19 protein-coding genes, 1 rRNA gene, 1 pseudogene and 1 riboswitch are annotated in these 24,086 nt (G+C 63.7%); of the genes and pseudogenes, 11 read left to right on the top strand and 10 right to left on the bottom strand.

From position 1 onward, the window contains the following. Positions 1–17: 17 nt before the first annotated feature. Complete coding sequence (locus ABIB78_RS00565; protein ID WP_429020276.1) at positions 18–1,205, top strand: DUF2125 domain-containing protein; 1,188 nt, start codon at positions 18–20, stop codon at positions 1,203–1,205. Positions 1,206–1,363: 158 nt separating this feature from the next. Here the strand turns inward: ABIB78_RS00565 and ABIB78_RS00570 are convergent, their stop codons facing one another. Beyond that, the gene (locus tag ABIB78_RS00570) at positions 1,364–1,681 is read right to left on the bottom strand and encodes an antibiotic biosynthesis monooxygenase family protein (RefSeq protein ID WP_429021485.1); all 318 of its coding nucleotides are present in this window, start codon (positions 1,679–1,681) and stop codon (positions 1,364–1,366) included. A gap of 325 nt (positions 1,682–2,006) precedes the next feature. On the opposite strand from ABIB78_RS00570, the gene ABIB78_RS00575 reads away from it, so the two are divergent. From ABIB78_RS00575 to ABIB78_RS00585, 3 genes are all read left to right on the top strand, one after another. Further along, positions 2,007–3,575 (top strand): hypothetical protein, encoded by a 1,569-nt coding sequence (locus tag ABIB78_RS00575; protein WP_429020278.1) that lies wholly within the window; start codon positions 2,007–2,009, stop codon positions 3,573–3,575. Positions 3,576–3,808: 233 nt separating this feature from the next. Then, positions 3,809–4,288 (top strand): hypothetical protein, encoded by a 480-nt coding sequence (locus ABIB78_RS00580; protein ID WP_429020280.1) that lies wholly within the window; start codon positions 3,809–3,811, stop codon positions 4,286–4,288. A 102-nt stretch (positions 4,289–4,390) separates the two neighbouring features. Continuing rightward, the gene (locus ABIB78_RS00585; RefSeq protein ID WP_429020282.1) at positions 4,391–5,368 is read left to right on the top strand and encodes a Bug family tripartite tricarboxylate transporter substrate binding protein; all 978 of its coding nucleotides are present in this window, start codon (positions 4,391–4,393) and stop codon (positions 5,366–5,368) included. 702 nt (positions 5,369–6,070) lie between these two features. On the opposite strand, the gene ABIB78_RS00590 is transcribed toward ABIB78_RS00585, so the two are convergent. From ABIB78_RS00590 to ABIB78_RS00600, 3 genes are read right to left on the bottom strand one after another with little or no spacing between them, the layout of a single operon-like run. Next, positions 6,071–7,003: a prephenate/arogenate dehydrogenase family protein gene (locus ABIB78_RS00590; protein WP_429020284.1), complete on the bottom strand. Its 933-nt coding sequence runs from the start codon at positions 7,001–7,003 to the stop codon at positions 6,071–6,073. An 8-nt stretch (positions 7,004–7,011) separates the two neighbouring features. Beyond that, a complete protein-coding gene (hisC, locus tag ABIB78_RS00595; protein WP_429020286.1) occupies positions 7,012–8,109 on the bottom strand; it encodes a histidinol-phosphate transaminase in 1,098 nt (365 codons plus the stop codon). A 36-nt stretch (positions 8,110–8,145) separates the two neighbouring features. Then, positions 8,146–8,994, bottom strand: a complete 849-nt coding sequence (locus ABIB78_RS00600) for a chorismate mutase (protein WP_429020288.1) — start codon at positions 8,992–8,994, stop codon at positions 8,146–8,148. Positions 8,995–9,168: 174 nt separating this feature from the next. Continuing rightward, positions 9,169–9,248: riboswitch (SAM riboswitch) on the top strand. Positions 9,249–9,331: 83 nt separating this feature from the next. Between ABIB78_RS00600 and metX the strand changes: the two genes are divergently transcribed. Together metX and metW are read left to right on the top strand one after the other, a co-directional pair. After that, positions 9,332–10,537, top strand: a complete 1,206-nt coding sequence (metX, locus tag ABIB78_RS00605; RefSeq protein WP_429020290.1) for a homoserine O-acetyltransferase MetX — start codon at positions 9,332–9,334, stop codon at positions 10,535–10,537. After that, positions 10,534–11,199 carry a methionine biosynthesis protein MetW gene (gene metW / locus ABIB78_RS00610; protein ID WP_429020292.1) on the top strand — a complete coding sequence of 222 codons (666 nt, stop codon included), beginning with the start codon at positions 10,534–10,536 and terminating at the stop codon, positions 11,197–11,199. Before metX ends, metW begins: the two co-directional genes overlap by 4 nt. 15 nt (positions 11,200–11,214) lie before the next feature. Here metW and ABIB78_RS00615 read toward each other — a convergent pair whose 3' ends face one another. Beyond that, on the bottom strand, positions 11,215–12,087 hold the full coding sequence (locus ABIB78_RS00615) for an alpha/beta fold hydrolase (protein WP_429020294.1): 873 nt from the start codon (positions 12,085–12,087) through the stop codon (positions 11,215–11,217). 232 nt (positions 12,088–12,319) lie between these two features. Here ABIB78_RS00615 and ABIB78_RS00620 point away from each other — a divergent pair. Continuing rightward, positions 12,320–12,984 (top strand): annotated as a pseudogene (locus ABIB78_RS00620) (TIGR02594 family protein). A gap of 48 nt (positions 12,985–13,032) precedes the next feature. Here ABIB78_RS00620 and ABIB78_RS00625 read toward each other — a convergent pair. Further along, on the bottom strand, positions 13,033–13,824 hold the full coding sequence (locus ABIB78_RS00625; RefSeq protein WP_429020296.1) for an MOSC domain-containing protein: 792 nt from the start codon (positions 13,822–13,824) through the stop codon (positions 13,033–13,035). Positions 13,825–13,880: 56 nt separating this feature from the next. Beyond that, a complete protein-coding gene (locus ABIB78_RS00630) occupies positions 13,881–14,396 on the bottom strand; it encodes an N-acetyltransferase family protein (RefSeq protein ID WP_429020298.1) in 516 nt (171 codons plus the stop codon). A 57-nt stretch (positions 14,397–14,453) separates the two neighbouring features. Here ABIB78_RS00630 and ABIB78_RS00635 point away from each other — a divergent pair, with 57 nt between their 5' ends. From ABIB78_RS00635 to ABIB78_RS00645, 3 genes are all read left to right on the top strand, one after another. Then, positions 14,454–15,017 carry a helix-turn-helix domain-containing protein gene (locus ABIB78_RS00635; RefSeq protein WP_429020299.1) on the top strand — a complete coding sequence of 188 codons (564 nt, stop codon included), beginning with the start codon at positions 14,454–14,456 and terminating at the stop codon, positions 15,015–15,017. Positions 15,018–15,317: 300 nt separating this feature from the next. Further along, positions 15,318–17,969 carry an ATP-dependent chaperone ClpB gene (clpB, locus tag ABIB78_RS00640; protein WP_429020301.1) on the top strand — a complete coding sequence of 884 codons (2,652 nt, stop codon included), beginning with the start codon at positions 15,318–15,320 and terminating at the stop codon, positions 17,967–17,969. A gap of 290 nt (positions 17,970–18,259) precedes the next feature. Continuing rightward, the gene (locus tag ABIB78_RS00645; protein WP_429020303.1) at positions 18,260–18,670 is read left to right on the top strand and encodes a hypothetical protein; all 411 of its coding nucleotides are present in this window, start codon (positions 18,260–18,262) and stop codon (positions 18,668–18,670) included. A 16-nt stretch (positions 18,671–18,686) separates the two neighbouring features. On the opposite strand, the gene ABIB78_RS00650 is transcribed toward ABIB78_RS00645, so the two are convergent. The 3 genes from ABIB78_RS00650 to ABIB78_RS00660 form a co-directional block, all read right to left on the bottom strand. Then, positions 18,687–18,944, bottom strand: coding sequence for a hypothetical protein (locus tag ABIB78_RS00650; RefSeq protein WP_429020305.1), 258 nt, complete (start codon positions 18,942–18,944; stop codon positions 18,687–18,689). Positions 18,945–19,027: 83 nt separating this feature from the next. Then, on the bottom strand, positions 19,028–19,390 hold the full coding sequence (locus ABIB78_RS00655) for an SPW repeat protein (RefSeq protein WP_429020307.1): 363 nt from the start codon (positions 19,388–19,390) through the stop codon (positions 19,028–19,030). Positions 19,391–19,588: 198 nt separating this feature from the next. Beyond that, a complete protein-coding gene (locus tag ABIB78_RS00660; protein WP_429020309.1) occupies positions 19,589–21,652 on the bottom strand; it encodes a M23 family metallopeptidase in 2,064 nt (687 codons plus the stop codon). Positions 21,653–22,505: 853 nt separating this feature from the next. Between ABIB78_RS00660 and ABIB78_RS00665 the strand changes: the two genes are divergently transcribed. Then, positions 22,506–23,996 (top strand): 16S ribosomal RNA (locus tag ABIB78_RS00665). The last annotated feature ends 90 nt before the right edge of the window (positions 23,997–24,086 follow it).

The raw sequence follows: 24,086 nt of genomic DNA on the forward strand, positions 1-24,086 counted from the left end.
CCGCCAAAGGACGCCGCATGTCCGATTTGACCTCCGCCCCCCGCCGCCGCTCGCGCTTCGGCCTCTATGCCGTCCCTGTCGCGGTCCTGATCGCCGCGGTGCTGTGGAGCGGCTTCTGGTTCTTTGCCGCCTCGCAGGTCGGCGTGCAGGCCGATGCCTGGCGCGCGCAGGAAGCGAAAGCCGGCCGGGTTTATGACTGCGGCAACCGCTCGGTGGCGGGTTACCCGTTCCGATTCGAGGTCCGCTGCACGGATCCGAGCGTGATGCTGGTCTCGCAGACCGCCTCGCCGCAAATGGCGTTCGTGGCGCGGCTCGCCGAGATCCTGGTGGTGGCGCAGGTCTACGACCCCAAGCTCGTGATCGCGGAGTTCAAGGGACCGGCCACGATCGCCGAGAGAGGCGCGCAGCCGACGCTGTCAGTGAACTGGAAGTTGGGACGCAGCAGTGTGGTCGGCCTGCCGGCGCCGCCGCAGCGCGCCTCCCTGGTGTTCGACGATCTCGCGATCGACCGCACCGGCGGTCCCGCGCCGATCCCGGTGGCGCGCGTCAATCACATCGAGTTGCACGGCCGGCAGGTCGATGGCTCGGCGCCGGACAATCCCGCGATCGAGACCGTGCTGCAGCTCAATGGCGGCACCCTGCAGGACGTGCATCCGCTGCTCACCCAGCCGTTCAACGCCGACATCCATGCGCGGCTGAACGGCCTGAAGGATTTCTCGCCAAAGCCGTGGCCCGATCGCTTCCGCGAGATCCAGGCCGCCGGCGGCAGCGTCGAGATCCAGCAGTCGCGGATCGAGCAGGGCGATGTGCTGTCGGTCGCGGCCGGCACGCTCCGCCTCAACGCGCAAGGGCGCATCGAGGGCGAGCTGCAGATGACGGTCGCCGGCCTCGAGCGCGTCATCCCTGCGCTCGGCATCGACAAGATGCTGGAGGAGGGCGTGCCGCAGGCAACCCTCGATCGCGTCGCCCCGGGCGTAAAGAGCCAGGACCTCAGCAATCTGTTCGGCGCGCTGGATCGCGCGATCCCCGGTCTCGGCAAGGTGATCAAGCAGAACGCCAATGCCGGCATTTCCGCCACTATCAATTCGCTCGGCACCGAGGCCACGCTCGAAGGCAAGAAAGCGCGCAGCTTCCCGCTGCGTTTCGCCGACGGCGCAGTGTTTCTGGGGCCGCTGAAAGTCGGGCAGATTCCGCCACTGTTCTGAGCGTGTGGACTTGCGAAAGCTCTCGTCATTGCGAGGAGCCATAGCGACGAAGCAATCCATCTCTCCGCGTATGCGGCGCGATGGATTGCTTCGCTTCGCTCGCAATGACGGAGCTAACGAGCACAGCGGAATGCGCCGACCAATCCGCCCGGACTCTGTCAGGCATGCTCGAATGGACCGACCTCGCGGATCACCTTGCAGATCTGCAGGAAGCCGCTGGCGTAGAATTCGGCATGCCCGCGCTGCATGGTTTCGACATGCTCAGGATGATTTCGCCAGGCTTCGAGCGCCTCCTCCGAAGCAAAGCGAAACAGGGTGAGCTCCTCGCCATCCGCCGCCTTGAACGATTTCACCGACAGGAATCCCGGAAGGCGGCTGACGATATCGTACATGCGTTCGCCCAGCCGGTTGTATTCCTCGAGCGAGGCGTCATCCCGTAACTTCAGGTCACCGACCACAATGACTTCACCGATCATGTTTCTGCCCTTTGTCCATCGAATGTCCATGGCGGCCTGAAAACAGGCGCCGAACGACAATTCGATCTCGCGACCGGTGTTGTTACACGTTCGCCCTGTTCGCGGCGGGGCTGAGAGGCGGATTGCGCTGCGCAAAAATCCGCACTGCGCACTGCGCACTGCGCGAACGCCTTAATCCCTCGCGCGCGATATCGTCCGTAGCGGCGAAACATTCCCGTCACTGCGATGAGAAAAACGTGACCGGAATATTGCGGGCCGCCGCGAATATCGTTCCCCGAATACCGCTCTGTCTCACCTGAGGAAACAACCTCGTGTGGAGGAAGCGATGCGAATTCTCGGGGGAATTCTGCTCGGCGGCATGCTGCTGTCGACTAGTTCTGCGTTTGCGGAAGACGATGCGTCCGAACTGAAGGCGTTGAAGGCACGCCTCAAGCAACTCGAACAGAAAATGGAAGTGCAGGCGCGCAAGGAGGAGGCGTTGGCCGCAAGAGAGAACGCACGGCAGAACACGCAGATGGCGGCCAAGGCGCCGGTGCCGTTCGATCCATGCGCATCGGGCAAGCTGTGCTACAAGGGCGTCACCTTTACCTTTGGCGGCTGGGTCGACCTCACCGGCATCTATCGCACCCGCAATCTCGCCTCCGACACCGGCTCGGTCTACGCCTTCATTCCGTTCCCGCAGAGCAAGAACTTCAACACCGGCGAGTCGCGGTTCTCCGCGCGGCAAACCCGCTTCTCAGTGCTTGCGGAAGCCGAGGTCTTTGCCAACACCCGTGTCGCCGGCTACGGCGAAATGGACTTCGAAGGCGCCGCGCAGACGGCGAATTCGGTCGCGACCAACTCCTTCAACCCGCGGCTGCGGCAGGCCAGCGTCGAGGTCGATCGTACCGATCTCGGCTTGCATGTGCTTGCCGGTCAGAGCTGGTCATTGAACGCGCCGAGCAAGGCCGGCATCGATCCGCGTTCGGTCGACGCTCCCGGCGTGATCGATTTCGAATCGGTGCCCGGCTTCCTGGCGGCGCGGCAGCCTGGCATTCGCGTCTGGCAGGACATCGGGCCTGAATTCAAGCTCGCGGTCTCGGCGGAAAACCCGCAGACCTCGTTCTTCGGCGGCAACACGCCGCTGGTCGGTACGCCCGCGGCCGGCCCGCAGGGCGTGCTCAATCCGAACCTCTTGGTCAACCTCACCGGTCCGGGCGGCAGCTTCTTCAACAACGCCAACAATGTCAGCCTCAATCACGTGCCCGACGTCACCGTGAAGGGCGCATGGGATCCGCGGCTCGGGCCCTACAAGCTGCACGTCGAGGGCTGGGCGATGTATCGCGATTTCTTCGATCGCTTCAACTTCGCCAATCACGACGTCAACAGGGTGAGCTTCGGCGGGCATTTCTCGGCGGAGATCGTGCCGAAGCTGCTGGAGCTGCAAGGCTCCGCGTCTCACGGCGCGCTCGGCCGTTTCACGGCGACGCCGTTCCCGGACGCGACGCTGCGCCAGGACGGTTCGATCCAGCTGCTGCCGATCACGGCATTCCTGGTTGGCACGGTCTGGCACACCACGCCCTCGCTCGATCTCTACGCCTATGCCGGCCTCGAGAAGACCAAGGCGACGTTCTCCAATGTCGGCACCGTGCCGTTCGGCTACGGCAATCCGCTCTACAACAATCTCGGCTGCAACATCGAGAACTCGCCGGCGGCAACCTGTAACGGCAACACCTCGGAAGTCAGGCAATACACCGCCGGCTTCTATGACACGATCTTCAAGGGCGACTACGGAGCCATCAAGGCTGGCGTGCAGTACTCGTACAACCAGCGCTTCGCCTTCGCCGGTGTCGGCGGTGCGCCGAAGACCGACGACCACATCGTCATGACGCAGATCCGCTACTACCCGTTCTAGAACTTCAGTGAGGGGGAGTTTCCGCAGACTCTGCTATCACCGAGTGCGCGGAGACAGCCCCTCACCCCAGCCCTCTCCTCGTAAGAACGGGGAGAGGGAGAGCAGCGTCGTCGAGCCTTAGAGCGGTCTTTGAGCGTCAAGCCGGATATTGCGCACTCGGTTCTGATTCCGATCAGAGCCGAAGCTCTGGAAAGGAGACTTCGATGAGGATCGTGAGCAGAAAGGAGAGGGCCATGATCGCTCGCGAGTTGATGATGGTCGGCCGCGCCGCGCATGTGCTGCGGCGAACCGGTCTGGCGATGGCCGGTGCCATGGCCGGCACCTTCGTCGCCGCCCAGCTCGCGAAGGGCCAGGTCGCGATGTTCGGCACGCTCGCCTTCATCGCGACGGCGATCGTGATCGGTGCCGTCGGCTTCTATCTCGGCATCGATATTCCGAGGCCCGCGATGCGTGCCACGGGACGCATCGATGCGGTCGAGCTCTTGAGCGCGAGCGGCATCTTCCTCGCCGCCCTGGCCGCGCTGGTGTCGGTCTATGGCATCGTGTTCGACGAGATCCCGCCGCGCGCCTGGGAGTTCGTGATCGGCTCCTGGTGGTTCGGCGGCGACGTCATGCTGGCAACCGCCGGCCTCGTCGGCCGCCAGCGGCTGATAGCGAAGGTTGCGCCGATACCGGCGGCGGGGCCGATCCGGGATCAACGGTTGCGACGGTGAGTAACCGCGCGGCTGACGTCCGCAGTGCCCGCTGCGCCAATCTGTCCCGTAGCTGAGCGCGCCCGATGCGATACCCTCGCTGAAAAATCGGGGAGGGACATCATGCCAGCAAAATTCCACCGCCGTCATGTCATCGCTGGCGGAGCTGCGGCTGCCGCGACGCCCTTCCTGTCGCGCGGCGCCTCGGCGCAGACCGCCTGGCCGTCGCGGCAAATCCGCATGATCTGCAGCTATCCGGCAGGCGGGCTGGCGCGGGCCTTCGGCGAATTCATCGCAAGGCAAGTCGGGCAAACCGTCGTCATCGAGAACAAGGCGGGCGCCTCGGGCTCGATCGGCGCCGCCGAGGTCGCGCGCTCAGCGCCGGACGGACACACCATCCTGTGCTCGATCTCGACCACTTACATGATGAACCGGGCGATGATGAAGAACCCCGGCTACGACATGGACAGGGATCTGACGCTGGTCAGCGTCATTCCGGGCGCCGGGCTCTTGCTGGTGGCGAGCCCGAAGCTTGGCGTCAAGACGCTGGCGGAATTCGTCGCTCATGCGCGAAGCAGCGGCAAGGTGAACTTCGGCACCTACAGCGCAGGCTCTGCGCCGCACATGACGATCAACGAGCTCAACAAGCAATACGGTCTCACCATCGAGCCGATTCATTATCGCGGCGAGGCGCCGATGTGGACCGGACTCGCGGAAGGCACGCTCGACGTCGCGATGGGCAGTTACACCGCGGCGCAATCCGTCCTGCAAAGCAGCCGCGGCGTCGTGTTCGCGGTGCATTCGAAGAAGGTCGACGCGATCCCTGAGATCCAAACGTTGCCCGAACAGGGCGCGACGTCGAAATTCTTCACCGTGAGCGGCTTCTCGGGCTGGGCGCTGCCGAAGGCGACGCCGCAGCCGATCCTCGACCGGCTGTCCGAGCTCTGCGTCGCCGCCAACAACGACCTGAAGGTGAAAGGGGTGCTCGCGACCTTCGTGCTGGAGCCCGCGATCGGCTTCAAGGCCAGCAATGCGCTGTATCAGCGTGAATTGCCGGTCTGGATGGATGCCGCCCAGTCGCTCGGCCTGCCACCGGCGTAGGTTAGTCCGGAACTGTAGGATGGGTAGAGCCAACGGGTCCGCAATCTGCTTGTTCCGATTTTCAGAATTTAACTTGACGCCAGACCCAACTCAGATGTTCAATACACCCGTCTCACCCGATCGAGGGGCGCTTCGCGGTCGTCACGAACGCGGTGTGAGATGCGGTGGACGCGGAATGCGCAGTCGACGAATGCGTATGAAGCGGACGGTGAAGTCGTGTGGTCCTGACGCCCTAGTGGCAGGTGTCTCCCGCGAGATGCGAAGCATCTTCGCGAGACGGTGACAAAAAAGCCAAGTCTCGCCGGGGAGAGCACGAAGTAAGCCGTAGCCCATCGCGCAGGGAAAGCGGGGTTGTTCCCGGTTACACCTGTGGTCCTACCCCCGAGCTTTCTACCTTTTGCTCGGGGCCCATGGGTGCAATCGGCACCCGGCTTTCCCTGCGCCCTCTGTTCTCAGAGCGGCGAAACGAAATGCAAAACTCGGGCAAATCGTGTCGCGAGAATGCGGATGTATGACTCAGAAGGCGCCACACATACGTCGTCGTCCCGGCGAAGGCCGGCACCCATAACCACAAATGCCGATTGTTATGCACCGCTGGAACGGCGAGTCCCGCCAATCGCACCCGCCGCGGCGTATGGGTCCCGGCCTGCGCCGGGACGACGAAGAGTATGCGGCCTCAGCCAGGCTACTTCTTCAAACAGGCTACTTCTTCAAATTCGCATGCGGGCGGCCGAAGTCGGGGGCGGCGGAATCCTGGCCGATCTCGACGATGCCGCGGCGGATGGCGCGGGTGCGGGTGAAGTGGTCGAACAGCGCTTCGCCGTCGCCGCGCCGGATCGCGCGGGTCAGCTTGGACAGATCCTCGGTGAAGGTGCCGAGCATCTCGAGCACGGCGTCCTTGTTGGCGAGGAACACGTCGCGCCACATCGTCGGGTCGGAGGCCGCGATGCGGGTGAAGTCACGAAAGCCGCCGGCGGAGAATTTGATGACCTCGGATTCCGTCACCTGCGCCAGCTCGTCGGCGGTGCCGACGATGGTGTACGCGATCAGATGCGGCAGATGGCTGGTGATCGCGAGCACGAGGTCATGATGATCCGGCGTCATGATCTCGACCTTGGCGCCGAGCGCGGCCCAGAAGGCGCGCAGCCGGTCGGTCGCGGCTGGATCGGTGCCTTCGGGCGGCGTCAGGATGCACCAGCGGTTGATGAAGAGCTCGGCGAAGCCGGAATCCGGCCCCGAATGCTCGGTGCCGGCCACCGGATGCGCCGGGACGAAGTGCACGCCGTCAGGCAGATGCGGCGCCATGTCCTTGACGACGGCGCCCTTCACCGAGCCGACGTCGGAGATGATGGCGCCGGGCTTGAGATGGCCCGCGATCTCGGCCGCGACCGGACCACAGGCGCCGACGGGGATGCAGAGGATGACGAGATCGGCATCCTTCACCGCCTCGATATTGGTCTCGACGACGCGATCGACGATGCCAAGCTCGGCGACACGCGCACGCGTCTGCTCCGAGCGCGCGGTGGTCACGATCTCGCCGACCAGCCCCTGCGCGCGCGCGCCGCGTGCGATCGAGCCGCCGATCAGGCCGAAGCCGATCAGCGCGATGCGTTTGAAGAGCGGAGCGGTGGTCACGTCGGTGTTCACTTTCCGGCCAGGAAGTCGCGCAGGCCCTCGACCACGAGGCGGTTGGCTTCCTCGGTGCCAATGGTCATGCGCAGCGCATGCGGCAGCTTGTAATTGTTGAGCGCGCGCAGCACGAGGCCGCGTCGCGTGAGATAGGCGTCGGCCTCCGCCGCGGTCTTGCCCTGGTCGGTCGGGAAGTGGATCAGCACGAAGTTGGCGACGCTCGGCGTCACCTTCAGCCCGAGCTTGCCGATCTCCTCGGTCAGCCAGTTGCGCCACTGTTCGGTATGGGTCCGCGACATCTGCACGTGAGCAGAGTCCTCGATCGCCGCCACCGCCGCCAGCATCGCCGGCGTCGTGACGTTGAAGGGGCCGCGGATGCGGTTGCAGGCATCGACGATATGCGCCGGGCCGAACATCCAGCCGACCCGCAGCGCGGCAAGGCCGTGGATCTTCGAGAAGGTGTGCGTCACCACCGTGTTGTCGGTGGTTGCGACCAGCTCGATGCCGAGCTCGTAGTCGTTGCGCGAGACGTAGTCGGCATAGGCGGCGTCGATCACCAGCAGCACATGCGAGGGCAGGGCGGCGCGCAGGCGCTTGACCTCGTCGAACGGGACATAGGTGCCGGTCGGATTGTTCGGGTTGGCGAGCCAGACCAGTTTTGTGCGCGGCGTCACCACCTGGAGGATGGCGTCGACATCGGCCGTGAAGTTGGTCTCGGCCGCGATCACATTTTTCGCGCCGTTCGCCATGGTGGCGATCGGGTAGACCAGGAAGCCATGGGTGGTCGAGATCGCCTCGTCGCCGGGCGCAAGATATGTGTGCGCCAGCAGGTTGAGGATCTCGTCGGAGCCGGCGCCGCAGATGATGCGGTCGGGATCGAGGCCGTAGGCGCGGCCGATCGCGTGGCGCAGCACGCGCGAGGTGCCCTCCGGATAGTCCTCGAGATGGTCAGCCGCGGCCTTGTAGGCTGCGATCGCCTTCGGAGAAGGACCGAACGGCGTCTCGTTGGCGGACAGCTTGAACACCTTGCGGCCCGGTTCCGGCACCGGGCTCTTGCCTGGCGTGTAGGGCGCAATATCGAGAATGCCGGGGTTCGGCACGGGGCGGGACATTATCAACTCCGGATATACGGGCGGCTAGCTCTTACTTCAGGTCCTGGCCGATCCATTAGAGGGCACCGTATAGCGCGTTGCGTGGCTGCCGACGAGGGCCGAAGAGCGGACCGAGGCGCCGGCCTCGATCAAGGCGAGCTTGATCTTCTCGAAATCGTGCCCGGCAACCGAGACCAGCAGTGCCGCGCCATCGAATGCGGTGTCGGGGACCGCGACGATCTCGGCGAGCGGCGCCAGCGCGCGGGCGACGTCGGCGTTCCAGCCGGAGACGCGCACGCTCCAGGTCTGCACCTCGGTCACCATGGCGTCGTCGGCGACTCGCGAGATCACGAACACCGGCAGCGCAGCCGGATGGTCGGCGCGTTCGAGGAACGGCAGCCGCGCGATGATCTTCGGCGCGCCTTCGGCCTCGAGCGCATTCCACCACGGCGTGCGGCTGGCGATCGCGGAGACCAGCGCGAGGTCGCCCTTCGATTTCGCCACCGCCTCGACCGCGGCCTGTGCGCTGAAATGCGACACGTAGGGCACCACGAAGCCGAAATGAAACCGCGCCGAGTCGCGCATTGCCGACTCGCCTACGGAAACATCGGCATGCACCGCGAATGGCGCCTGCACGTAAGTGAAGGTCGAGATGATGACGCGCCAGATGCTCTCGATGGTGTCGAGCGGCAGGATGCCGCGATGACGCTGCACCAGTTCGCGCATCATGCTGGCCTCGCGCGCCGGGCGGAACGCCGAACCGACCTCCTGGGTCTTCTTGACCTGGATCAGGCGGTCGATGATGTCGCCGCGCGCCATCAGCAGGCGGTGAACCTGCTCGTCGATCGCGTCGATCTCCTTGCGCAGCTCCTGCAGCGAGGGCGGCGACGGGGGTGGCTTGGACATGCTCAAAAACCTTGTCGTCAGGGCGGCCCGTTGCCGCGTCGGACAGGGCTCCTGATTAGGAAAGACAGCCACCGAAAGCAAAGAGAAACCTCGCCGTCCAGCCTTGCGCAAGCGGTTAACCATCGGCGGCCGGCCGGGGCCGCCTTGACGACGGGGGGCCTGAGGACTACGTTCGGTTCACTCCGTGGTCATTTGAGCCGGCCGGCTTGCAGCCACGTTAAACAACTCGCTAAACAGGCCGGGGACAGATCAGCTCCCGGCCGAACCTTGTTCAGGCCGGGTTTTTTATGGCCTGATTTCTGTTCGAGCCCTCCCGCGCGGAGGCAGGGTCGCCTAGATGAGCAACGTGCGTCCGATAACGAGCCAACCGGTCCCCAGCGATGATCGCGCCCATGAGGCCGATCATCCGTCGTCATTGGTGGCGAAGTTCGGCATGGACCAGCCGCTCAAGCTCGATTGCGGCGTCGATCTCGCGCCATTCCAGATCGCCTACCAGACCTATGGCCAGCTCAATGCCAACAGGTCCAACGCGATCCTGCTGTGCCACGCGTTGACCGGGGATCAGCACGTCAACAACATCCATCCCGTCACCGGCAAGCCCGGCTGGTGGGACACCATGGTCGGCGCGGGCAAGCCGATTGATCCCGAAAGATACTTCATCATCTGCTCCAACGTGATCGGCGGCTGCATGGGCTCCACGGGCCCTGCGTCGCTGAACCCTGCGACCGGCAAGGTGTGGGGGCTCGATTTCCCGATCATCACCATCCCCGACATGGTGCGTGCGCAGGCGATGCTGATCGATCGCCTCGGCATCGCGACGCTGTTCTGCGTCGTCGGCGGCTCGATGGGCGGCATGCAGGTGCTGCAATGGACCGCGGCCTATCCCGAGCGCGTGTTCGCGACGCTCGCGATCGCCTGCTCGACGCGTCACTCGGCGCAGAACATCGCGTTCCACGAGCTCGGCCGCCAGGCGGTGATGGCCGATCCGGATTGGCGCGGCGGCCGCTATGTCGACGAGGACACGCATCCGCATCGCGGACTGGCGGTGGCGCGGATGGCCGCGCACATCACCTATCTCTCGGACGCGGCGCTGCACCGCAAGTTCGGGCGGCGGATGCAGGACCGCGAGCTGCCGACGTTCTCGTTCGATGCGGATTTCCAGGTCGAGAGCTATCTGCGCTACCAGGGCTCGTCCTTTGTCGAGCGGTTCGACGCCAACAGCTATCTTTATCTGACCCGCGCGATGGATTACTTCGACATCGCCGCCGACCACAATGGCGTGCTGGCGAAGGCGTTCACCGGCATCAAGACCCGCTTCTGCGTGGTGTCGTTCACCAGCGACTGGCTGTTCCCGACCTCGGAATCGCGCGCGCTGGTGCATGCGCTGAATGCGTCGAGCGCACGGGTGTCGTTCGCCGAGATCGAGACCGATCGCGGCCATGACGCCTTCCTGCTCGACGTGCCCGAATTCCTGGAAATCTCCCGAGCGTTCCTGCAGGCCGCAGGCAAGGCGCGTGGACTGAAGGACGACGGCCAGTCATGAGCATGCAGCAGACACTGCCCTTGCCGGGCATCGCGCCCGAGCGGACCGGCGGCACTCGCACCGATCACCTGCTGGTCGCCGATATGGTGCGGCCGGGCTCGCGCGTGCTCGACGTCGGCTGCGGCGACGGCGAGCTGTTGCAGCTGCTGGAGAGCCGCGGCATCGACGGCCGCGGCATCGAGCTGTCGCGCGAGGGCGTCAATGGCTGCGTCGCCAAGGGGCTCGCGGTGGTGCAGGGCGACGCCGACACCGACCTTGTCAACTATCCCGATGATGCATTCGACTATGTGATCCTGTCGCAGACCTTGCAGGCGACCCGGCAGCCGAAGGTGGTGCTGGAGAATCTGTTGCGGATCGGGCAGCGCGCCATCGTCTCGTTCCCGAATTTCGGCTTCTGGAAGATGCGGCTACAGCTCCTGGTCGGCGGTCACATGCCCCGGACCGAGAATCTGCCGGCGAGCTGGTACGACACGTCAAACATCCATTTCTGCACCATCAAGGATTTCGTCCAGCTCTGCGAGGAGATCAACGTCAAGATGGAGCGCGCGGTGGCGCTCGATCTCTACGGCCGCCCGGTGCCGCTCAATCTGCCCTGGTGGGTGTGGAACATGTTCGGCGAGCAGGGCGTGTTCCTGCTCAGCCGGGGCGGACAGGGGAAGTGATCGGTGCGTGGCGCGTCAAACCGGCGCCGCCGCCAGCGACCGCGGATCGCGCACCGGCCAGCGGCCGGCCTCCACCAGCGCGATGAAGCGCTCCACCATCTCGTTGAACAGCGCCGGCTCCTCGAGGTTGAGCACGTGGCCGGACTTCGGGAAGAAGGAAAGGCCGGCGGCCGGCAGATGCTGCTTCAGGAACATGCTGGGCGCGATGCAATTGTCGTCCTCGTCGCCGCACAGGATCAGCGCCGGCGTCGCGACGCGCCTGATGGCGTCGGTCATGGTGTAGATCGAGGGCCTCGCGCCTTGAAAGCTGCGCATCGTGTGGGCCGAGCCCTTGGCGTCGTGGCGGGCGAGCGCGGCGTAGAAATCGGCGTGGCCGCGCGGGTCCTTGACCAGGAACGGAATCCGGCTCGGCGCCTCGCGCGTCACCTTGGCGACCTCGACCGAGCCGATGGTCTCGAGCTGCTCGGCATTGGCGCGGCACTGCGCACGGAAGGCATCGAGATTCTCGAGGCTGGAGCCGGAGCCGACGGCGGCCAGCGTCATCGAGCGCGCGCGCTCCGGCGCATTGAGGGCGACCTGCAACGACGAATAGGACCCCATCGACAGCCCGACGAAATGCGCGCTTGCGATGCCGAGCTGGTCGAGCACCGCAAGTGCGTCGGTGTAAAAGTGCTTGTAGGTGTAGGCGTCGGCGTTCGCAGGCACGTCCGACGGCGTGTAGCCGCGCGCGGAATAGGCGATGCAGCGGTGGCCGCGCGAGAAGTAGCGCATCTGCGGTTCCCAATTGGTGTGGTCCGCGGCGAACTCGTGCAGGAAAATGATCGGGGTTCCGTGGCCTGCCTCTTCGAAGTGGAGGCGGATATTATCCTTCGTGAGGGCGTGGGGCATTTGCAATTCCTTCTCGTTGGCCGCCCCCAGATTTGCAATTAATTTCCGCGGCTGCAATGCGGCAGTTCTGGTTCCTTTTGGTCATTGAATCAGCGCGGAATGACCCCGAAATCGTTTCCGCAGCGCCGCATGAAGTCTTCCTCTCGCCACATCCCGATTTTCAAAACCACCTCCGTGTTCCTCAGGGAACGCGACGGGGAATTGGGGGGCGTTACAGAGGATCTCGTGAAGTATGGTTCAGTTGCTTGTGTATCGCCGGTCGCTTCGTGTTTTGGCGCTGGCTCTGTGTTCGCTCACTCTCGCCGTCGTTTCCGTTTCTTCGGCATCCGCTCGTCCGCACCATTCACGTCACGCGCATGCGGCCCATGCCGGCCATCACGCGCGTCACTTGCCCGTCATCACTATCGGCATGCAGCGCGGCTTTCGCACGCCGAGCGCCGCGCGCAAATTCAGGCGGGCGGTTTCGCCGAGGCCAATGCGGCCCCGCTGCCGGGCGGCGCTGAAGCCGTGCCCAACACCGGCGGCGTGAGCGCGGCAAGCGGCTTCGGCTCGTCCGGCATCGTCGCCGAGGCGCGTCGCTATCTCGGGGGCAACCCGACCGGCCGCTCGAGCCTGTGGTGCGCACGCTTCATGAACATGGTGCTTCAGCACACCGGTCATCGCGGCACCGGCTCCGACATGGCGAGCTCGTTCGCCAAATACGGCACACGCGTTTCGGGGCCGCAGGTCGGCGCCATCGCCGTGATGGGCCGCCGCGGCGGCGGTCATGTCGGCATCATCACCGGCGTCGATGCCAAGGGCAACCCGATCATGATCTCGGGCAACAGCAGCCATCGCGTCCGCGAGACACCGATCTCGCGCGGTCGGATCTACGCCTATGTGATGCCGACGAACTGATCCGTTGAGGGTGGGCACGGCGCCTGCGCACTTTGCCCGCCCGCCGAACTACGCCGGCGTCGGCGCCTCGGCGGCAATCGTGTCGCCGACGGCCGCGCCGCCATCGCTGATGATCTCGGCATAGATGCCGCATTCATTGTTGCCGAAGCGCTGCATCAGCGTGTTCGGGACTGAGAGGTCGCGCGCGCCGGTATCGGGATCGACATTGACCGCGGCGCAGCGGGTGATGCGCTTCACCACCTTGGCTCGTGCGCTGCCGATCGCAATCGTCTGGTCGAGCAGGCTGGCTTCATGCCAGGCCGGCCAGCCCTCGACATAGAGGTTGGCGCGGAAGCGCAACGGATGGACGGGGGCCCGCACCATGTCCTCGATCGCCCGCAGGCTCGCCAGATTGATGATCGAGACCACCTTGCGCGGGACGTCGGAAAAACTGTGCCCGGGACTCACCAGCAGCTTGGGCGGTCCCTTGATCTGGCCGGCATGACGATCGGCAAAATAGCGCTCGATCGCCGCGCGCCCCTCTGCCGTCTCGAGATCGCCCTGGGCCACCATCGCGCCATTCCGGCGCAGCGTCAGCACATGGCTGTCGTCGTCGAAATGGGCGCGCAGCGGCGCCAGCCACTCGTCCCGCTGCAGCATCAGGAAATGCGGCTTCGGCAGCCATTTTGGCGCCGATGGATCGAAACCGCTCGGGCCGTTCTCGATCGCGTAGCGGCGATCCGAGCGGATCGTCTGGCCGACCTTCAGGTCCGCGCGGGGCAGCGGCTCGGGCGTCAGACCCTTGACGGGATAGCGATAGATGCCGGTGATGCGGGCGGAGGAAGTGTGCGTGGTGTCCATTCACCCGCTCTAGCCTGTTTGGCGGGCCAGGAGAACCGCCGCCAATGTGAAGGCAGCTAGTCCGGCCGTGACGCGCCTTCGGCGTCCAGCACGCGCTGCATGAACACGAGTTCGAGCCAGCGGCCGAACTTGCGTCCGACCTCAGGCATCCGTGCGACCTCGACAAAGCCGGCCTGCGCGTGGAGCCGAAGCGAGGTCTGATTGCCGCCGTCGATGCCGGCGATCATGACGTGCTTGCCGAGCGCCGTCGCGGCCGCGATGAGCTCGTCGACGATGACGCGGCCAAGGCCGCGGCCGCGATGATCGGCATGGATATAGACGCTGTGCTCGACGGTGTAGCGATAGCCCGGAAAGGCCCGGAAATCGCCGAACGTGCCGTACCCGAGCACCACGGGCCCTTCGGCTGCGACCAGCACCGGGTAGCCCAGCCCCTGCCGTGCCTCCATCCACGCCAGCCGCTCGGCGTCGGAATCCTGCTTCTCCGTCCAAATCGCGTTCGAGTTCGCGACCGCTTCATTGAAGATCGCGGTGATCGCAGGAATGTCCTGCTCGGTGGCGGAGCGGATTATCATTGGTCGTTCCTCGACGGGCCTCTTGAATGAGCCCGATTGTCTACTATATAAGACGATATGTCAATTATAGGGGACAAAGCCGACGAGGCCCTCGGGCGGCGCGTTCGCGCCGAGCGGGAGGGCCGCGGCTGGTCGCTGGCGGAACTCGCCGGCCGGGCAGGCGTGTCCAAGGCCATGCTGAGCAAGATCGAGCGGGCGGAGGCGAGCCCGACCGCGGCGACGCTGTCGCGGATTGCCACGGCCTATGGCCTGACCATGGCCGCGCTGTTCGAGGTTGCGTCAGACAGTTCCCGCCTGCAGCGGGCCCGGGATCAGCCGGTGTGGCGCGATCCGAAGGCCGCCTATCTGCGGCGGCAGGTGTTTCTGCATCCGGCCAATCCGCTGGAGCTAGTGGAGATCGAGCTGCCTGCCAGGCAGGAAGCCGGCTTCCCCGCCAGCGCCTATCGCCTGGTCCGTCAGGTCGTCTGGGTCATCAGCGGCCGCCTGACCTTGATGGAAGGCGCGGAGCGCCACGAGCTCGCCGCGGGTGACCGCGTCGAGCTCGGTCCGCCGTCGGACATCGTCTTCCGTAACGAAACTGCTCAGCCCTGCCGCTACCTTGTCGCCATCGTGCGGCGCTGAGCTCCATCGGGTGAAATCGCAGACTGTGGCTCTTCCGTTTTGGAACCAAGTGCCCACATTTGCGGCAAGCCTGAAAAATGATGGCGACGACCAGAGGCTGGTTGAGGAACGTCAACCCGGCCCGCGGAAACCCAATGAAGATGCCGTTGTCATGCCTTCGCGCGTGGTTCGCGAAAGTGTGCGCGGTTTCGCGACAAGACCACGCGCAAACTTAAAAGTTTGGGCGCGATCGGACGCAAAACCGGTGCCCACTTTTGCTGATCGCGCCCCGGGTGACGATGGCAGGCCGAGGGAAAACGAATGAACATTGAGAAGTACACCGAGCGCTCGCGCGGATTCATCCAGTCTGCCCAGTCGCTCGCAATGCGCGACGGTCACCAGCAGTTCGCGCCTTTGCATCTGTTGAAGGTGCTGCTGGACGACAATGAGGGGCTCGCCGGCGGTCTGATCGACCGTGCCGGCGGCAATTCCAGGGCGATCCTGAAAGCGACCGAAGAGGCGCTGAACAAGCTGCCGAAGGTTTCGGGCAATGGTGCCGGGCAGGTTTACCTGTCGCCGGAGCTGGCGCGCGCCTTCGATGCGGCGGAAAAGGCCGCCGACAAGGCCGGCGACAGTTTTGTCACCGTCGAGCGTCTGCTGCTCGGGCTCACGCTCGAGAAGGGCAGCGAGGCTGCCGGCATCCTGAGCAAGGGCGGCGTCACGGCGCAGAACCTGAATGTAGCGATCGAAGCGCTGCGCAAGGGCCGCACCGCTGATAGCGCGACCGCCGAGAATGCCTATGACGCACTGAAGAAATATGCCCGCGACCTGACCCAGGCTGCGCGCGACGGCAAGCTCGACCCGGTGATCGGCCGCGACGAGGAGATCCGCCGCACGATTCAAGTTCTGTCGCGGCGAACCAAGAACAATCCCGTTCTGATCGGTGAGCCCGGCGTCGGCAAGACCGCGATCGTTGAGGGTCTGGCGCTGCGCATCCTCAACGGTGACGTGCCGGAGAGCCTGAAGGACAAGAAGCTGCTGTCGCTCGACATGGGCTCGTTGATCGCCGGGGCGAAATATCGCGGCGAGTTCGAGGAGCGGTTGAAATCCGTCCTGCAGGAGGTCTCAACCGCCGAGGGCGGCATCATCCTGTTCATCGACGAGATGCACACGCTGATCGGCGCCGGCAAGACCGACGGTGCGATGGACGCGTCCAACCTCCTGAAGCCTGCGCTCGCGCGCGGTGAGCTGCATTGTATCGGTGCGACCACGCTCGACGAGTATCGCAAGCATGTCGAGAAGGATGCGGCGCTGGCCCGCCGGTTCCAGCCGATCTATGTCAGCGAGCCGACGGTCGAGGACACCATTTCGATTCTGCGCGGCCTGAAGGACAAGTACGAGCAGCATCACGGCGTGCGCATCACCGACTCCGCACTGGTGGCCGCGACCACGCTGTCGAATCGCTACATCACCGACCGCTTCCTGCCGGACAAGGCCATCGATTTGATGGATGAGGCGGCGGCGCGGCTGAAGATGCAGGTCGACTCGAAGCCTGAGGAGCTCGATTCGCTGGATCGCGACATCATCCGGCTGAAGATCGAGCAGGAGGCGCTGAAGAAGGAGAACGATGCCGGCTCCAGGAGCCGCTTGCAGACCCTGGAGAAGGAGCTCGCCGGATTAGAGGAGAGGTCGGCGGCGCTGACGGCGCGCTGGAGCGCGGAGAAGAACAAGCTCTCCAATGCCCAGAAGCTGAAGAGCGAACTCGATGCGCTCCGCGTCGAGCTTGCCAATGCACAGCGGCGCGGCGAATTCCAGAAGGCGGGCGAGCTGGCCTATGGCCGGATCCCCGAGCTGGAGAAGAAGCTTGCCGACATCGAGGCGAGCGAGAGCGGCAACCAGAGCGGCGGCGAGATGATGGAGGAGGCGGTCACCGCCAACCACATCGCGCAGATCGTCTCGCGCTGGACCGGCGTTCCGGTCGACAAGATGCTCGAGGGCGAAAAGGACAAGCTACTGAAAATGGAGGACAGCCTCGCCAAGCGCGTCGTCGGCCAAGCCGAAGCCGTGCGTGCGGTGGCAACCGCCGTGCGCCGTGCCCGCGCGGGCTTGCAGGATCCGAACCGGCCGACCGGTTCGTTCATGTTCCTTGGGCCCACCGGCGTCGGCAAGACCGAGCTGACCAAGGCGCTCGCCGCTGATTTGTTCAATGACGAGACCGCGATGGTCCGCCTCGACATGTCCGAGTTCATGGAGAAGCACTCGGTCTCGCGGCTGATCGGCGCGCCTCCCGGCTATGTCGGCTACGACGAGGGTGGCGCACTGACCGAAGCCGTTCGGCGCCGGCCCTATCAGGTCGTGCTGTTCGACGAGATCGAGAAGGCGCATCCCGACGTCTTCAACGTGCTGTTGCAGGTGCTCGATGACGGCCGCCTGACCGATGGTCAGGGCCGCACCGTCGACTTCCGCAACACGCTGATCATCATGACCTCGAACCTCGGTTCGGAGTTCCTGGTGAATCAGCCGGAAGGCGAGGACACCGCGGCGGTCCGCGATCAGGTGATGGGCGTCGTGCGGGCGCATTTCAGGCCGGAATTCCTGAACCGCATCGACGAGATCATCCTGTTCCATCGCCTGCAGAAGAGCGAGATGGGCCGCATCGTCGAAATCCAGTTCGTGCGGCTGACCAGGTTGCTCGAGGATCGCAAGATCGAGCTCGCGCTCGACGCGAAGGCGCGGGATTGGCTCGCCGAGAAGGGCTGGGATCCGGCATATGGCGCCCGCCCGCTGAAGCGGGTGATCCAACGCAGCGTGCAGGATCCGCTGGCCGAGATGATCCTCGCCGGCGAGGTCAAGGACGGCGATCGCGTGGTGATTTCGGAGAAGGGTAACGTGCTGACCTTCAACGGTCAGGTGCCCAAAACCGCCGAGATCGTGCAGTTCGATGCCCCGGTCTCGAAGCGCAAGCTGAACTGAGCATCCGGGTAGCGAAACTGGATGTGACCTTGCGACAGGCCGCATCCGCGCGACGGTCGACGGGCCGCCCGCGACAGAGTTCCTGTCGGGCGGCCCAATTCATGGCCCGAATTGATGAAACCTCCCGTCGACCGCGTTCGTTTTCATCCTGAATGATCGGCTTGGCGTGGCAACGCCCCGCGCAGCTGGAAAGGAAATATTTGGCCCGAATCGCATCGCTGATTCGCGCGCCACCCTGCATCATCCTGCAAAGCCACACCGTCGGTCACCCTCAGCAGAAGGCGAATTGCATGAGTAGGGAACTCATCGCCCATAACCGGCCCGTTTATGACGATCTTCATCCCCGCGTCTACGGCGCAGCCGCGGGTCTGGTCGCGTGGTTCGTGCTGTCAGCGTGGATCTTGTTCGACCGCCAGAATGAGGTCGAGCTGTCGCTGATGTTCGTCAGCGTGTTGCTGGTTGTCGCGGTGCTCTTGCCGTGGCTGCTATCGCAGGTCTGGCAGAGATACGACTATCGGCATGACCCGCATCCGCGATCGATTCCGTTCCGCGAGTGGCGGAGGGGCGAATTCGCGGTCTGGGGCAGTACGATCAACAGCACCCATGCCACGATCGACATGCTGCTCCCATTGGCTGCCGTCGCGTTCGGGCTGACCGCGATCGGGATCGTGTTCCTGATCTGCGCGAGCCTCGCGCCGTAGATCGTCGTCGGAACGGTCATTCCTGCGGGGCGATTGGCGGTGACGGCTCGTCGTCCTCGCTGGGCTCGAGTTCGGACAAGATATCGACCAGCTCGCGGGCGCGGCCGGTGGCCAGCGGCCTGCCGGCATTGATCAGTGGCTCGTCATTAGCGAGCCACGCCTTGGCTTCGGCGAGCTCGGTGACGGTTGCGCCGGACGCGATGATCTTGGCGATCGTAATATCGTCGGCGTAGCCAACAGCTTTCAACACGTCGTCGCGGGTGAGCCGGGTCATGGTTGCAGATCCTCATTGGGCATAGCTATGCCCTTGCCCGCCGGCCATTCCGGCCGACGGGTAAGGTGCATGAGCTGAGTGCCTCAGCTGTGCGTTGTGAGCCCGGGCGGATGCTGGGACATTACCCAAAGCTCGATTGCCGCCAGGACCGCAACTGCGATGCCGATAACCACGTGCACGGTCATCGCGGTGGTGGCTCCCTGGAAACCCAGAACCCACGGCGAGATCAGCGTCCAAAGTCCGACGACGAGGTTCAGCCACTCCTCCCAGACCGCGAAAGCCGCAAGCGCGGCGATCGCCAGGACCGCCATCACAAGGCCGGCGATGTGGGCGTTGGTGGAAACCGTTCCGGCGTCGAATTTGAACAGCCACGGCGACAGGAAGAGAATCGCGCCGAGGATGAGGTTTGCGACGTCGCACAGTTTTGCGTTGTTCCAATTCTCCATGACTCCCTCCATTGGAGGTTTCACCTGCGAATCAACTGGACCACTGTCATTCGAGTTCCTGTCCTGTTCCGCGAAATTTGGCTGAAATTGCCACTGTCAGACCTTCGCCGGAGTGTGTTCCGACGCGACCGCCAGCTCCGGCCACCAGCTGCAATGGGTGCGCAGCGGCATGTCCAAGCCGCCTTCCAGGGGATGTGATCAGCGGTTGGTGATGGACCGCGTCGTCGGGGCGCTGCCGGTGGCATCCGAGACGATGCGCGAGCTGCCGCGGCTGGACATCTGGGCCTCGATCCGGTCGCGCTCCTTCTCGAAGTTCGCCAACATCGGACCATCGAGCGAGCGGCCGCGCGGCAGTTTCACCCGCATCGGGTCGACGAATCGGCCGTTGACCAGGATTTCGTAGTGGACGTGCGGGCCTGTCGACTGGCCGGTCGAGCCGACAAAGCCGATCACCTGACCCTGCCGCACCTTCTTGCCGATCTCCATGCCCTTGGCGAAGGCCGACATGTGGCCGTAGGCCGTTTCGTAGCCGTTGGAGTGCTTGATGCGGATATATTTGCCGTAACCGCCCTCGGGCCCGACCTTCTCGAGCACGCCGTTGCCGGAGGCAAAAATCGGCGTGCCGTAGGCGGTGGCCCAGTCGACGCCGGTGTGCATCTTCACGTAGCCGAGGATCGGATGGCGGCGGCCGCCGAAGCCCGAACGCATGATCGCGTTGTTGACCGGCTTGCGGACCAGGAACTTCTTCGCGCTCTTGCCGGTCTCGTCGTAGTAGTCGACCACGCCGTCGTCGGAGCTCTGGAAGCGGTAGTATTTCTTGGTTTCGCCGCCCACGGTCAGCGCGGCGTAGAGCACTTCGGTCTTTTCGGTGCTGGTTACGCCCTCGTCCTCGCCGGCATAGAACACGTCGAACGAGTCGCCGGGCTGTACCTTGCGCTGGAAATCGACGTCGTAGGAGTAGATCTTGACCATGTCGTCGATGACGGTCGGCGGCACCTTGTTGCGCAGCGCGGTCTCGTAAATGCTCTGGTAGAGCCGCACGCCGCTGCCATCATCCTCGTCATCGTCGCTGGAATTGTCGGCGGTATCGGTGACGGTGTTCATGCTCTGCACGTCGACGGCGACGTATTTGCCGAGGTCGGACAGGGCCGCGACCGCTTCGATGATGGAGTCGTTGGCGACCATCACACGATAGGGCTGCAGCCTGACATTCGGTCCGGGAGCTGCCGGCGCCATCAGGATTCGCACCTTCTGGCCTTCCTTCAGGCCGCCATCGCGGCCGCGCGGGCCGAGCGTTGCGGCAATCGCCTTCGCCTCGTCTGAGGTCGCGCCCTGGTCGCGCAGGATCGAGGTGATGCTGTCGCCCTTCCTGACGACGTGAACCCGTTCGCCGGTCGGATTGCCGCCGGTGACCTGTTCGTTGGTCTTCGGCAGCAGGGTGACGTTCTCCGGCACCACGCGGGTCTCGAAGCCCGCATAGGGATCGGAGGCATTGCCCTCGGTGGCGTAAGCCATCCTCATATCGGGCCCGGCGCCGGTCGCGTCGGCCGTGGCATTGGCGAGTGAGGCGTAGCGCACCGATCCGCCGGAGCCGCGCCAGTTGGCAGCGTCGCGGACCCGCATCAGCACGTCGTCGAGCGCGACGACGGCGGCGAGCTTGGCCTTCGGCAGCACGGAGCCGAGATCCTTGGTGACGAAAGAGACCTCGGCGTCGGGCTCGGCGGCGGCATTCGGATCCTCGGTCGCCGCCGGCGTGTCGGAGCCGACATCGGTCAAAAGACGCTGCGCGTTGAACGCGGGTATTTTCGCCGACAGGTCGCTCGTGGTCATCGAGAGATTGCCGGAAATCCGGATGAAGGGCCGCACCCGCATCACGTCGCGATTGCCGACTCGGGTCACGGTCGAGACGCGCACCAGGCTGCGGGAAACCGAGGATTCGCTTGGCGGCGGCAGGCGGTCGCCCTTGTGCAGACTGACGACGCGATCATTGCCGGTGAAAGCGCCGCGCAACGCGCCTTCGACGCGCTCAGGCACCTTGGCAAAGGTCATCTCACCGTCGAGCGACGCAAAAACGGCGCCGCCGATCAGGGCCGCGCCACATAGGCCGGTCAGAATGGTGCCGCTAAACCATTGAACGGAGACACGGCGGCGATCAATCACCGCAGCCTCGGTGCCGTCGACTGAGAGCGGCGGTTCGTGACCGAGATCAATCGTCCCGGTCTCGCGCCCAATGCCGCTTCCGCGTGACGCCCGTTGGCTCAACCCGATATCCCCCCAAATTCCAGCAACTGCGATCGACCTCTGCTCGTCCTCGTCCCCACCTTGATCCCCTGAAGAGGAATCTCAGCGGTGTGGCGAGCCACACGCATCGAAGTCGAGAAGACGATGGCCATTAGCTAGCCGCTATCTCGAACGTCAATGCTGTGCAGATCTCTCAATGTTGCTCGGCCGTGAAGGGAAGAGGCGACGGGCTCTTGGAGAAAATCGCCTGGTCCCCCAGAAAAACCACCCGAGCCCCCACAGGTTACGAGCGGTTCAATGCGTATCTTATAGCCAGAACGTCGCAGGATTGTGGCTCAAGTGCGGCGCAAGGTCCCCAAATATAAGGGACTTTTCCGCACCCGAAAAAAGTTTGTCGTCATGCGACGATTTCTTGACGATGAGTGTTGACAGGTCCGAAGGGGCGGGCCTATAAGACACCCACTGAGCGCGGCGCTGCATTGGCCCACCGGCCAAGGCAAGCATTCGCGCCCTTTATGCTCCTCACTTCGATGAGTGACACAACAGCCGACATAAATCGGTTGGAGTTTACCATCGACTGCTGAAGGGTAGAACCACCCTATAGGGTGTGGGGTCATCGGATCCCGGGCTGTTTGACAAGTGAAGATGAAGAAAGAGAAACGTGGACGGCGGAGTCCTTGCGTCTCTCGGAATACTTGAAAGCTTCGGCTTTTGACGTTCTGAGGGTGGACGAAAGACTTCGGCGGTACACGTTTTAAAGGTTACACCATCGTTGCCAACGATGTGAATCGTGGGCAGCTCGTTGACTTCGGTCGGCGAAGAATGGTGGGACCTCGTCAAAACGTTGTGATCAGCCGGTTCAAGGTTTCAAGTCCAACTTGAGAGTTTGATCCTGGCTCAGAGCGAACGCTGGCGGCAGGCTTAACACATGCAAGTCGAGCGGGCATAGCAATATGTCAGCGGCAGACGGGTGAGTAACGCGTGGGAACGTACCTTTTGGTTCGGAACAACACAGGGAAACTTGTGCTAATACCGGATAAGCCCTTACGGGGAAAGATTTATCGCCGAAAGATCGGCCCGCGTCTGATTAGCTAGTTGGTGAGGTAATGGCTCACCAAGGCGACGATCAGTAGCTGGTCTGAGAGGATGATCAGCCACATTGGGACTGAGACACGGCCCAAACTCCTACGGGAGGCAGCAGTGGGGAATATTGGACAATGGGCGCAAGCCTGATCCAGCCATGCCGCGTGAGTGATGAAGGCCCTAGGGTTGTAAAGCTCTTTTGTGCGGGAAGATAATGACGGTACCGCAAGAATAAGCCCCGGCTAACTTCGTGCCAGCAGCCGCGGTAATACGAAGGGGGCTAGCGTTGCTCGGAATCACTGGGCGTAAAGGGTGCGTAGGCGGGTCTTTAAGTCAGGGGTGAAATCCTGGAGCTCAACTCCAGAACTGCCTTTGATACTGAAGATCTTGAGTTCGGGAGAGGTGAGTGGAACTGCGAGTGTAGAGGTGAAATTCGTAGATATTCGCAAGAACACCAGTGGCGAAGGCGGCTCACTGGCCCGATACTGACGCTGAGGCACGAAAGCGTGGGGAGCAAACAGGATTAGATACCCTGGTAGTCCACGCCGTAAACGATGAATGCCAGCCGTTAGTGGGTTTACTCACTAGTGGCGCAGCTAACGCTTTAAGCATTCCGCCTGGGGAGTACGGTCGCAAGATTAAAACTCAAAGGAATTGACGGGGGCCCGCACAAGCGGTGGAGCATGTGGTTTAATTCGACGCAACGCGCAGAACCTTACCAGCCCTTGACATCCCGGTCGCGGACTCCAGAGACGGAGTTCTTCAGTTCGGCTGGACCGGAGACAGGTGCTGCATGGCTGTCGTCAGCTCGTGTCGTGAGATGTTGGGTTAAGTCCCGCAACGAGCGCAACCCCCGTCCTTAGTTGCTACCATTTAGTTGAGCACTCTAAGGAGACTGCCGGTGATAAGCCGCGAGGAAGGTGGGGATGACGTCAAGTCCTCATGGCCCTTACGGGCTGGGCTACACACGTGCTACAATGGCGGTGACAATGGGATGCTAAGGGGCGACCCTTCGCAAATCTCAAAAAGCCGTCTCAGTTCGGATTGGGCTCTGCAACTCGAGCCCATGAAGTTGGAATCGCTAGTAATCGTGGATCAGCACGCCACGGTGAATACGTTCCCGGGCCTTGTACACACCGCCCGTCACACCATGGGAGTTGGTTTTACCTGAAGACGGTGCGCTAACCCGCAAGGGAGGCAGCCGGCCACGGTAGGGTCAGCGACTGGGGTGAAGTCGTAACAAGGTAGCCGTAGGGGAACCTGCGGCTGGATCACCTCCTTTCTAAGGATGATCCTTCAGATCAGCTCACGCTATCTATCGGATCGTTTTAGAAACATTCAGGGGCCAACAGTTTCAGGATTGTTGAGCTCC

The organism is Bradyrhizobium sp. I1.14.4 (assembly GCF_050435825.1).
In the GTDB taxonomy this organism is placed as follows: domain Bacteria; phylum Pseudomonadota; class Alphaproteobacteria; order Rhizobiales; family Xanthobacteraceae; genus Bradyrhizobium.

Excerpts from the sequence above, each read along its gene's own strand:
- ABIB78_RS00575 (WP_429020278.1), top strand. The coding sequence starts at position 2,007 with ATGCGAATTCTCGGGGGAATTCTGCTCGGCGGCATGCTGCTGTCGACT.
- ABIB78_RS00635 (WP_429020299.1), top strand. The coding sequence starts at position 14,454 with ATGTCAATTATAGGGGACAAAGCCGACGAGGCCCTCGGGCGGCGCGTT.
- ABIB78_RS00615 (WP_429020294.1), bottom strand. The coding sequence starts at position 12,087 with ATGCCCCACGCCCTCACGAAGGATAATATCCGCCTCCACTTCGAAGAG.
- ABIB78_RS00570 (WP_429021485.1), bottom strand. The coding sequence starts at position 1,681 with ATGATCGGTGAAGTCATTGTGGTCGGTGACCTGAAGTTACGGGATGAC.
- hisC (WP_429020286.1), bottom strand. The coding sequence starts at position 8,109 with ATGTCCCGCCCCGTGCCGAACCCCGGCATTCTCGATATTGCGCCCTAC.
- ABIB78_RS00645 (WP_429020303.1), top strand. The coding sequence starts at position 18,260 with ATGAGTAGGGAACTCATCGCCCATAACCGGCCCGTTTATGACGATCTT.
- ABIB78_RS00585 (WP_429020282.1), top strand. The coding sequence starts at position 4,391 with ATGCCAGCAAAATTCCACCGCCGTCATGTCATCGCTGGCGGAGCTGCG.
- ABIB78_RS00625 (WP_429020296.1), bottom strand. The coding sequence starts at position 13,824 with ATGGACACCACGCACACTTCCTCCGCCCGCATCACCGGCATCTATCGC.
- metX (WP_429020290.1), top strand. The coding sequence starts at position 9,332 with ATGAGCAACGTGCGTCCGATAACGAGCCAACCGGTCCCCAGCGATGAT.
- metW (WP_429020292.1), top strand. The coding sequence starts at position 10,534 with ATGAGCATGCAGCAGACACTGCCCTTGCCGGGCATCGCGCCCGAGCGG.
- ABIB78_RS00600 (WP_429020288.1), bottom strand. The coding sequence starts at position 8,994 with ATGTCCAAGCCACCCCCGTCGCCGCCCTCGCTGCAGGAGCTGCGCAAG.
- clpB (WP_429020301.1), top strand. The coding sequence starts at position 15,318 with ATGAACATTGAGAAGTACACCGAGCGCTCGCGCGGATTCATCCAGTCT.
- ABIB78_RS00650 (WP_429020305.1), bottom strand. The coding sequence starts at position 18,944 with ATGACCCGGCTCACCCGCGACGACGTGTTGAAAGCTGTTGGCTACGCC.
- ABIB78_RS00630 (WP_429020298.1), bottom strand. The coding sequence starts at position 14,396 with ATGATAATCCGCTCCGCCACCGAGCAGGACATTCCTGCGATCACCGCG.
- ABIB78_RS00580 (WP_429020280.1), top strand. The coding sequence starts at position 3,809 with ATGATCGCTCGCGAGTTGATGATGGTCGGCCGCGCCGCGCATGTGCTG.
- ABIB78_RS00655 (WP_429020307.1), bottom strand. The coding sequence starts at position 19,390 with ATGGAGAATTGGAACAACGCAAAACTGTGCGACGTCGCAAACCTCATC.
- ABIB78_RS00565 (WP_429020276.1), top strand. The coding sequence starts at position 18 with ATGTCCGATTTGACCTCCGCCCCCCGCCGCCGCTCGCGCTTCGGCCTC.